At 51.3% G+C, this 9,600-nt stretch carries 9 protein-coding genes and 1 pseudogene; 3 read left to right on the forward strand and 7 right to left on the reverse strand.

Annotated features, from left to right (window positions below; genetic code table 11):
• Positions 1-157 precede the first annotated feature (157 nt).
• Positions 158-556, forward strand: a pseudogene (locus tag ACP5H1_RS07465) (ABC transporter substrate-binding protein); the annotation flags it as partial.
• 88 nt (positions 557-644) lie between these two features.
• Complete coding sequence (locus tag ACP5H1_RS07470; protein ID WP_427973645.1) at positions 645-1,178, forward strand: hypothetical protein; 534 nt, start codon at positions 645-647, stop codon at positions 1,176-1,178.
• A 122-nt stretch (positions 1,179-1,300) separates the two neighbouring features.
• On the opposite strand, the gene ACP5H1_RS07475 is transcribed toward ACP5H1_RS07470, so the two are convergent.
• Both ACP5H1_RS07475 and ACP5H1_RS07480 read right to left on the reverse strand, forming a co-directional pair.
• On the reverse strand, positions 1,301-2,389 hold the full coding sequence (locus ACP5H1_RS07475) for a glycosyltransferase family A protein (RefSeq protein WP_427973624.1): 1,089 nt from the start codon (positions 2,387-2,389) through the stop codon (positions 1,301-1,303).
• A gap of 147 nt (positions 2,390-2,536) precedes the next feature.
• Positions 2,537-2,659: a hypothetical protein gene (locus ACP5H1_RS07480; protein ID WP_427973627.1), complete on the reverse strand. Its 123-nt coding sequence runs from the start codon at positions 2,657-2,659 to the stop codon at positions 2,537-2,539.
• Positions 2,660-3,383: 724 nt separating this feature from the next.
• Between ACP5H1_RS07480 and ACP5H1_RS07485 the strand changes: the two genes are divergently transcribed.
• The gene (locus ACP5H1_RS07485; protein WP_427973630.1) at positions 3,384-4,199 is read left to right on the forward strand and encodes an FkbM family methyltransferase; all 816 of its coding nucleotides are present in this window, start codon (positions 3,384-3,386) and stop codon (positions 4,197-4,199) included.
• Positions 4,200-4,453: 254 nt separating this feature from the next.
• On the opposite strand, the gene ACP5H1_RS07490 is transcribed toward ACP5H1_RS07485, so the two are convergent.
• The 5 genes from ACP5H1_RS07490 to ACP5H1_RS07510 all read right to left on the reverse strand — a co-directional run.
• Positions 4,454-5,440 (reverse strand): NAD-dependent epimerase/dehydratase family protein, encoded by a 987-nt coding sequence (locus tag ACP5H1_RS07490; RefSeq protein WP_427973632.1) that lies wholly within the window; start codon positions 5,438-5,440, stop codon positions 4,454-4,456.
• Between the two features lie 42 nt (positions 5,441-5,482).
• On the reverse strand, positions 5,483-6,553 hold the full coding sequence (locus tag ACP5H1_RS07495) for a glucose-1-phosphate thymidylyltransferase (protein ID WP_427973635.1): 1,071 nt from the start codon (positions 6,551-6,553) through the stop codon (positions 5,483-5,485).
• A gap of 2 nt (positions 6,554-6,555) precedes the next feature.
• On the reverse strand, positions 6,556-7,143 hold the full coding sequence (rfbC, locus tag ACP5H1_RS07500; RefSeq protein ID WP_427973638.1) for a dTDP-4-dehydrorhamnose 3,5-epimerase: 588 nt from the start codon (positions 7,141-7,143) through the stop codon (positions 6,556-6,558).
• A 29-nt stretch (positions 7,144-7,172) separates the two neighbouring features.
• A complete protein-coding gene (gene rfbD / locus ACP5H1_RS07505) occupies positions 7,173-8,069 on the reverse strand; it encodes a dTDP-4-dehydrorhamnose reductase (RefSeq protein WP_427973641.1) in 897 nt (298 codons plus the stop codon).
• Between the two features lie 439 nt (positions 8,070-8,508).
• Positions 8,509-9,600 (reverse strand): extracellular solute-binding protein (locus tag ACP5H1_RS07510; RefSeq protein ID WP_427973643.1); only part of this gene is annotated, 1,092 nt, incomplete at its 5' end.

The following is a 9,600-nucleotide window of genomic DNA, read 5'->3' on the forward strand; positions in this document are numbered from 1 at the left end:
GACGAACGTGGTCATATCAAACATGAACCAGACCTTCGTGGCGAAGGACCTGCAGTACTACCACTACCTGCTCTCAGGCATAGCGTTCCCCGTTGACTTCTTCCTCAACTACAGGAGGTGGCCGCTCAGCGACCCCATGCTCATGCAGACAATAAGCATGGCTATAAACAGGACGGCCCTCGACTACATAGCCGAGTACGGCTACGAGCCCCCAGCAATTGACCTGCCCGTACCGCCCTCGCTCATAGGCGAGTTCAACTCTACAGTGGTCAGCATGGCGGAGTTCCTCGCTCCGCCGGAGGGCAACGTAAGCGGAGCCATCCACTGGCTTGAGTCCCACGGCTGGAAGTTAGTCAACGGGCAGCTGTACGCGCCTAACGGCACAGACGTCTCAGACATACAGATGACCATAATTGAGCCCTCAGGGGAGGCCGACTACGACGAGTCCGCGGTGCTAATAGCTGACGAGCTCAAGGCAATTGGGCTTAACGTGGTGCCCGAGACGCTGCCCTTCAGCACCTGGTTCTCGGACCTGCCCAGCGGGGACTACTGGATGGCCAGGTTCTGGGGCATGGGCGCCGTGCCGGTGGCCGCCCAGCAGTTCCTGGCCAGGCTGTCCCCCCAAGACGGCGAACGAGTCGGCCATGGGCTTCGGGGGCTTCATGTGGGTAAACCTGTCCGAGTACCCCTTCATGGAGTACCTCAACAGGGCCATGCAGTACTGGCTGGTCAACAGCACGCTGTACGATTACTACATAAACAGGGTTGGCATGCTGTGGGTAGAGACGCTGCCCTCAATATCGCTGCTCTACCCCTACTCGCCCTACGAGTACGTAAACGAGACCATAACGGGGTTCCCGAGCCAGGGCCACGACTACTGGGCCTCCTACTGGCTGATCGGCTGGCCGGCCGCGCTGCTCTGCCTTCACCCGGTCAACCAGAGCGTGCCCGAGCCATGGTGGTACTACTACAGCGCGTACTCGATGGACCAGGTGCCTGAGCAGTGGGTCACGAGCAACGACCCGTACTTGACGGCGGTGACCACTACGACGCCGATAACAACAAGCCACGACGACAAACACGACCACCGCTGCGGTGACCTCAGTGACGACGTCAACTATAACGGTGACCTCAACAAGCACCAGCGCTTTTCACCACAACGGTGTACAAGTACGTGACGTCGGCCGGAGACATAGCCGCCGCTGTGGTAGTGACAGCCATAGTGGTGGCCCTTACAGTGTGGGCCATGATGAGGAGGAAGTAGTGCGGCCGCGCCTTCCATCCCCCTTACCTAGCCTCTTTAACCTGTGAGACGGGATCTTAGCCGCATTTCCTCTCTTCCCTCTTTTATCGTCTGCCGCCGGGCGAGCCACCTGGCCCTCCAGTACAGCTCCCTTAGCCTATCAGGCGCCTTGGACATGAAGGAGTCCGCCACCATCACAAGGTAGTTCCTTGCGCTCACCGAGCCCAGCCTCCTGAGCCTTGAGGCCTGCCTGAGCCCGCGACACAGCATGACCGTGAGCCTCAGCCCAGGGGCCCAGGAGGGCATGGAGGCAACCTCAACGGCCTTGTAGGCTTCAAGGTGCTCGGCGTACCTCTCGCACGTAGTGCCGGCCAGGTATGACTTTACTAGGTGGGCGTCGAGGGCCCACAGGTAGTAGGTCCTCGCGAGGGCCCTCAGTGAGCTGGCCATGTCGCCTGACCTTGTTGAGTATAAATGCGGCGTCGTGGCGCTCCTGTGAACCCTCCAGTACGTCAGAGGCAGGCCGCTGAGCAGCATGAGCCCCTCAGTCTCCTTCAGCGCGGCTGCCATGACGGCAAGGTCAACGGAAGCGCTCATCGACCTTATTAGAGCTAGGCTATCATCGAGCACCTCGCGCCTCACGGCTATTGAGCTGTTGTTGTGGAAGCCGCCCGGCTTAACTAACGTCAGCCAGCAGGCCAACTCGCTAGGCGGCAGCCTCAAAGTCAAATCACTGTGAGGCGACCCGTGATAGCCAAGACTGCGGCCGGCCTCGTCTATAACCTCCTGCTCGTTATGAAAGTACCTCAGCCCAGGGGTCGCCGAGAAGAGCTCCTTTACGTGTGATAGCCTGTCCTCCCTGTACATGTCATCGTCCTCAAGGAAGGTTATGATGTCACCACTGGCCTCCTCGAGTCCAATTGCTATCTTACCTCCGAGGGGCACCACGTCAGTGACTATGTTTTTCCAGCCGTTCCTCCTAATTATCTCGTCACTCTCCCTGCCCTCAAAGTTCTTGACAACTATTACCTCGAACCTGTCCTTAGGCAAGGTTTGCATTTCAAGGCTTCGCAGGGCGTGGGGCAGGTACTGCTTCCTGTTGTAAGCAGTGACTATGACTGAAATGATTGGCGTATCGGAGCCCATTAAGTTCCCTTTTCATTTTTAAGTTAGGTGCAAGAATATAAATGTTGATAACAGTGCTACTGGCACGCTCATTGCTCACTAGTAATTCTCGGCGGCCGCCTTCCACGGAACTTCGCTCGTGAAGAACTTGTCCCCCAGCAGGGGCCTCTACCAGCCCTGGTTCTCAAGGTACCACTCGACTGTTCTCCTGATGCCATCCTCGAGTGGCGTGGTCTCATAGCTGAGGCTCGGCCTCATGCAGTACTCAACGTCGTGGCCTGTCCTCGACATGCTTAACCTTCACCTCTCCCCCGAAGCACCTCCCTATGAGCCCCGGAATCTCCAGGTTTGTCGCCACATGCCCCTGGGCAGGTTGTAGCCCCTACCAGCCTCCTCCTATAAAGGTAAGGTCTACTGGCCACCTCACAGTGCCCTCAACATAGAATCGATCACTTCTTTGCAGCCTGTAGCCGTACCAAGGTCGTGGACGAGCTTAACTCCAGGTGAAAGAGCCTTAGTAGCGTGGTGATCGCGTGGGACGGTTTCTTCTCACCCATGCAGAGTTACCTCAGTGGGCTGGGGGAGGTCAGTGACCGCTTTGGCAACTATATGAAGGACTATGCAGTGTTAACGGCTGCCGAGTCGACCAGCTAGGAGGAGGGGAGTACGTGGTAGTTGTGAATGAAACTGCAGGCCGTAGTTTTAACAAGTAGCTCTCAGAACATGTGGGTCTCTTGTGTTAATTAATCCTTTAATTCTTATGATATCGAGAGTATTCGTGGGCTTAAAGGTGATCCACGGTGAATTGGTCTAAGCCGATGTACTATGGAATTGAAATGTTAAGGGCTATAGTGAAATTTAAAAAATATTTTAAAAATTATTTTAGTTTAACCGTCTATTATTATACTTTAAGACCTCCTAAGAAATGCAATAAAAAAGATATAAAGTAATATTTAAAAACGGTTATTTTGTTAAAGTCTCTTATGATCTAATATCACTTCTAGGAGATCTTGCTATGAATGATATGATTAAGAATGTAGAAATAGACAGGGGTCAAAATAAAGCCATAGTTAACATAAGCGGTTTCTTATCACTAGAAATAGACGGCAACGGAGAATATATAATAAAGACCTTGGATGGTATAAAAATAAAAATAACTGATACGACCATTTTAAAGGAGACCTTTTTATATGACATTCATTTTATAACCCTCGATATGAGCAATTACATAGTATTAGATATTGGTGCATTTGTAGGAGATACAGCCTTATACTATGCCAGTAAAGGGGCGACCGTTGTCTCAGTAGAACCAGTGCCAGAAAATTATAATATGTTGTTGAAAAATGTAGAGCTAAACCCTCAATTAAAAGACAAAATAATACCTATAAACGCAGCCGTTGCATATAAAGATGAAGGCTTCGTAAAAATATGTTATAATAGTCCATTAGGAACAGGTGGAGCTACAATATTCAAAGAAGACACTATATGTACGAATGTTAAAGCTTTAAGTTTAAAGGATCTAATTAACTTAATAAAAGAGAAGGGCATAAATATAGATGAGTATAAATATAGAGTGTTAAAATTAGATTGTAAGGGGTGTGAATGGGACATAATAAATAAGGATTATGACACATTAAGTAAATTTGAGATTGTTAAAATAGAGTATTCAGGATATCTACATAATTTTAAGCTTTCAGATATAAAAAATAAGTTAGAGGAATTAGGTTACGATTGTAGAGTATATGCGCATAATGAGCTTCCGTTAAAGATGGGATTCGACATTCACGGAACTATAACTGCTTACAAAAAAGGAATAAAGATAGAATGTTAGTTTATTATTTTATGCAAAAATTAACGTCGCGCAAATCGTATATTTGAATGGTTTTATTTCAAATTTATTTCTTAAAAATTTGGAAGTTAATGTTGAAGGAATTCATATATTTTCAATAACAAATTCTTTAGAATATTTCAGTATCTCATTAGGTTGAGCATAAAACGCTTTTAACAATTGATGTTGGAAACAGATCCTTTTCCGTCATTATGTTATATTTGTAGATGAACTTGGGTGCAACGCTCTGGGTGATTTCATACCATTACTCCCTGTGCTATTAGTGACTTGTACCAGCTTACTGTTATAGTTTTAGGATCGTTTGAATCCAGCTTACCGGACCTTATGGCGTCTGCTATTTCCTTTGCCCCATCCTCGACCCTATACTTAGGCTCAAATCCAAACTCCTTCTTAAGCTTCTCAAAGCTAACCCTGTAAGACCTGGTGTCTGGAGAGCCGTACCACTCATATTCAACATTCACTCCAAGGGCTGACGTTATCCTGTCAGCTAGCTCCTTGATCTGGTAGTTCTGGTCGTCAGTACCAAGGTTAAACACCCTCCCCCTTATCAAGTCCTCTGGCTTCTCAAGCGCCTCAGCAAACGCCACAGCAACGTCCTTCACGTGGACGAACGGCCTCCACTGACTTCCATCCCTCATTATCATTACCTTGCCCTTAGTCACTATGTCCCTGGTCATAGCGTTTATCACGAGATCAAACCTCATCCTCCTCGTCCCCGCGTAGCCGTAGACGGTGGCTATTCTAAATGCCATGGGGGTGAAGTTCTTATCGGCCAGAGGCAGTATGTCCCTCTCGGCATAGAGGTTCGCCTTAGCATAGGTAGTCAAGGGGTTTGGCCGCGACTCCTCAGTAGCTATGTCGTCTCTGAAGCCATAGACGCTGCACGAGGAGGAGAGCAGGTACCTTTTCACGCCCTTCTGCTTGGCCAGGACAGCTGTCCTTAGCCTGCCGAGGTAGTTTATGGACCAGGTCTTAACCGGGTCCAGCTCGCCGGCGGGGTCATTTGAGAGCGATGCCAGATCTATTACCGCATCCACGCCCCTCAGTACGTCTGGGTCGTAGAGCCTCTCGTCAGCATCTATGGTCTTGAGATTTACGTCGTCCTGAAGCGTCTTGCCAAAGAACCACCTGTCTAAAGCTATCACGTAGTAGCCCCTTCTCAGGAGCTCGTCTACAAGGACAGTGCCTATGTAACCTCCTGCGCCCGTCACCAAAACCTTCAAGCTAGTCTCCCTTGCTTGTTGCAAGGTTTCCATATATAAAAATCAATCGACCTCGATAGTTGAGTAGTCCCCAACGGAGAGCCTTATCCTTCTGCCGTTCCCATTTGACCTTCCAGTCACCCTGGCGAGTCTGCCAACTAGGCTATCCTCGAGCTCCACGCCCGAAACCTCAGCTCTCTCTAATATGACGCTGTTCTGAATCCTGGCCGCCCTAACTACTGCGCCCTTTCCAATGCTTGTGTAAGGGCCTATGAAGGAGGACTCTATTACTGCCTCGCCAGCTATTGATGCTGGCCCTCTTACAACGCTGTCCCTGATAACGGCGCCCTCGCTTATCTCAACCCTGCCCTCAACCTTTGAATTAGTTATCGTGGCTCCTGGATCTATGCGCCTTCTGGCCTTCTCGTCGAGTACAAGTTGATTTGCAAGTATAACGTCATCTTTCTTGCCTGTGTCGAGCCACCAACCCTCGTGTATGGCATAGCCCACCCTGTAGCCCCTATCTATCAGTGCCTGGATGGCATCTGTCACCTCAAGTTCTCCCCTGGCGCTGGGCCTCAGCGACCTTATTACATCAAATACTATTGGCCTAAAGAAGTAAACGCCTACAATAGCCAAGTTACTCGGAGGGTTGGCTGGCTTCTCAACCAGCCTCACTATCCTTTCATCTTTAATCTCGGCCACTCCAAAGGCCCTTGGGTCCTCAACTTCCTTGAGGATTACCATAGCGTCGTAATCGCCCTCCTCGAAGGCCCTCATATACTTACCTATGCCGCCTTGTAAGAGGTCGTCCCCGAGGTAAACTACAAAGGGCTCATCCTTTACAAAGGGCTCGGCAAGCGAAATGGCGTGAGCTATCCCAAGCGCCCTACCTTGGTATATATATGTTATGTTAACTCCAAACCTCGATCCATCGCCGTAGTAGGAAACCACAAGCTCGGGGAAGGTCTCGCCCAGTATGACGGCTATATCGGTAATGCCTATTGAGGCCAGATCCTCTATGACGTGCTGACTAACGGGCTTGTTGGCGACCGGTATTAGCTGCTTGGGACCACTGAAGGTTAGGGGCCTGAGCCTTGTACCTTGGCCGCCGTGCAGAAGCACGCCCTTCATAGTCAAGGCCCCGAGCCCGGAGGCATAGAATCAAGGAGGCCCTGCTTTAGAGCTTCCCTCAGCGTAGGCCAGGAGGCGTCCTTCTTAGAGAGCACGGCTTTATCCTTTATGGGCCATGGTATGTTAAGCTCCGGATCATCCCATCTAATACCGGCCTCGGCGTGTGGCGCATAGACGTTATCTACAGCGTAGAGGACTAAGGTGTCATCCTCAAGTGACTGGAAGCCGTGAGCGAACCCCCTTGGTATATAAAGAGCCTTCCCATTCTCAGCGGAGAGCTCAACCATAGCCCACCTGCCAAAGGTTTTTGAGCCAGGCCTAATGTCAACAGCCACGTCCACTATCTTGCCCCTTACAACAGCCACGTACTTGGCCTGGGCGTATGGATCTCTCTGAAAGTGAAGGCCCCTCACCACTCCTTTTCTCGAAAGGGATAGGTTGAGCTGAACTGTGCTAAAAGCTACCCCTAGCTGCAAGAGCTCGGATGGCCTGAAGAGCTCAGCAAAATACCCCCTCTCGTCAGGGAAGGACGCCCTCTCAACTACTATAACGTCAGGCAGGTCGCTAAGCCTATAGACCTTGAAGGGCAAACGGTCGCGCCCCCGTACTCCACAGAGTCCTACGTAATTTGACTTTGACTAAAGCCCTTTATTAAGCCTAACTGCCTGGTCTCCTCGACGAGTAGTCTTATTCCTGTGGTAAGGTCGTAAAACCTAGAGCTCAAGTACGAGGATGCTTTGCTAACGTCAAGGCTTGAGTCCCTCGGCCTTCTCGCCTTCCACTTCATCTCTGAAAGCTTGACAGGTCTCACGAGTTCCTTGGGAAGTCCTGCGGCCTCCGCTATCTTAAGGGCAAAGTCATATCTCGAAACTCTACTGCCTGCTATGTTAAGTATTCCTGTCTTCCTCTGGACTATAAGCTCGGCAATTGCTTGGGCTAATTGCATGGAATGAATGGGAGAGTACCACGAGTCCTCTATAGCGTTGACCTGTTGCCCCTTTGAGAGCATCTCTATGACAAACCTTGGGAAATTGGACTTGTGGCCGCTGTACACGCCCGACGTCCTTATTACTATGGAATAGTCGTATGAGAGGGCATAGGCCTCACCCAATAGCTTAGCCAAGCCATAGTAGTTGACAGGGTTTGGCTCTTCCTCTTCCCTGTACATGCCTTTCTCGCCATCGAAGACGTAATCAGTACTAACGTGAATTAGGTAAGAGCCTACTACTCTAGACACCCTAGCCATGTGTCTGACGGCCTCAGCATTAATCGCGTAGCACCTCTTTCTGTCGACCTCGCAACCGTCTACATCGGTCATAGCTGCACAGTTAATTATGACATCAGGCCTTGACTTGATGATAAGATCCTCGAGATGAACGTAGTCGGTAATGTCGAGCTTTATATCGGACTTAGCACCAGTGTTATAAGTCCCTATTACCTCGTTTCCCTGGGACTTTAACATGCCATAAAGGGCTCTGCCTAGCTGACCCGAAGCTCCTATCACTAGAACTCTCATGGTTCCCTCCTCTGGCTAACAATTTATGGTGTTCAGCTATTTAAACAAAAAGAGAGCTACTAGTCTATACCTTTACTAGAGATTAAAATAAAATCATGTGAAGGAAAAGAGGGAGAACAAGTTTATCACTTTTTAAGGATTTGGAAATTCAGCCATTTACTTCACATTTACAGGCGCGCGGAAAGTTATAGGCTTAGAGCACCGCCCAATGTGGAGTGCTTGCAGAGGATAACGTGAGGCTTAACGGAGCTTGAGGGCATTATAGCTATACTTAACGGTGCTGCTAGGAACTGCCCAGACGAGATGGTAGTTCTCTGTAACTATCCCGTGCCAGAGTCGGAAGGCTTATCAACTCGTGATAAATTAAAGGAAAATCGCCTGACCCAATAGCCTCTAGGCTTAACTATTATGCTCATCGCGCCTGGCTGGCGCGCCTGCTCTAGCCCCCGCCGCCCAGCGCCTTCACCCAAGCCGCGGCGGCCTGCTGGAGCACCTGCATAGGAGATGATGTAGGCGACGACAGCCACTCGAACACGGGCCCGTTGAACGATGGTATGAGAACCGGGTAGGTCTGGGGCAGCGTCGGCGGGGTGGCTGTGGCGTTCTCGTTAGCCACAAGTATGGCCCTGAGCCACTCCCTCTCGTAGGCCGGCAGGGAGGCGTTGTTCATCACCTGCAGGTACGCCTCCCTTGATATGGGCAGCGAGCCCTGGGCGTAGAAGGCCTCGGCCTGGAACTGGGGGCTGACTATGAACTGGAGGAACTCAAGCGCCAGCCCCTTGTGCTGCGAGTATTTGCTTATGCCAAGGAACGTGGACCCCGGCTCGCCGTAGCCCCCCGGCAGGGGGGCCATGAGGAGCTGGGAGGCGACGCTCGAGTTCATGCCCATTATGTCGTTGGCCCAGGCTATCGCCCCCGCCGACCTGCCCTGGGAGAGTATGCTTACCAGGGCGCTGTAGCCTATGGCCAGCTGCGACGGCGGAGGCTCGTAGCTTACCAGCTGCCTGAGGGTCTCAAGGGCCTCGACGCCCGCGGTGCTGTTAAAGGCGGGCGGCGGGAAGCCGTGGCCCCACCAGCTCGGCACGCACCCCATGAACATGGTGCCGTAGCCCGGGAGGCCGGCCGGGTTGCCGCAGCTCAGGCTGCTGTTGTGCATGTAGTACCACTCGAAGACGGCAGGGAACGTGTCTATAAGCTCGTGCTTCGGCTCGTCCTCGACCAGGAAGCCGTACTTTGTTATGTTGTGGCTTACGAAGAACTGGTCTACGTCCACTACCTGGCTCCAGTTGCGCCACGTCCATGGGTTGAGGCTGAAGCCGTACTCCTCCTGGAACTCCCGCTGCAGCGTGGCGTTGTTGAAGAGGGTTGCGTTATAGACGAGCAGCTCCACCCACGTCTGGAAGGCCACGCCTATGACCTCTGCCCTGCCGGAGGAGGAGTTGTAGTAAAGCCCTCCGAAGTCCTCCTGGTCAGCTATTATGTCGCTCCAGTTGAAGTAGCTCGCGTTCAGGGGGACCAGGTAGGGGGCCAC

The sequence above is a fragment of the Acidilobus sp. genome (genome assembly GCF_049973875.1).
Lineage (GTDB): Archaea > Thermoproteota > Thermoprotei_A > Sulfolobales > Acidilobaceae > Acidilobus.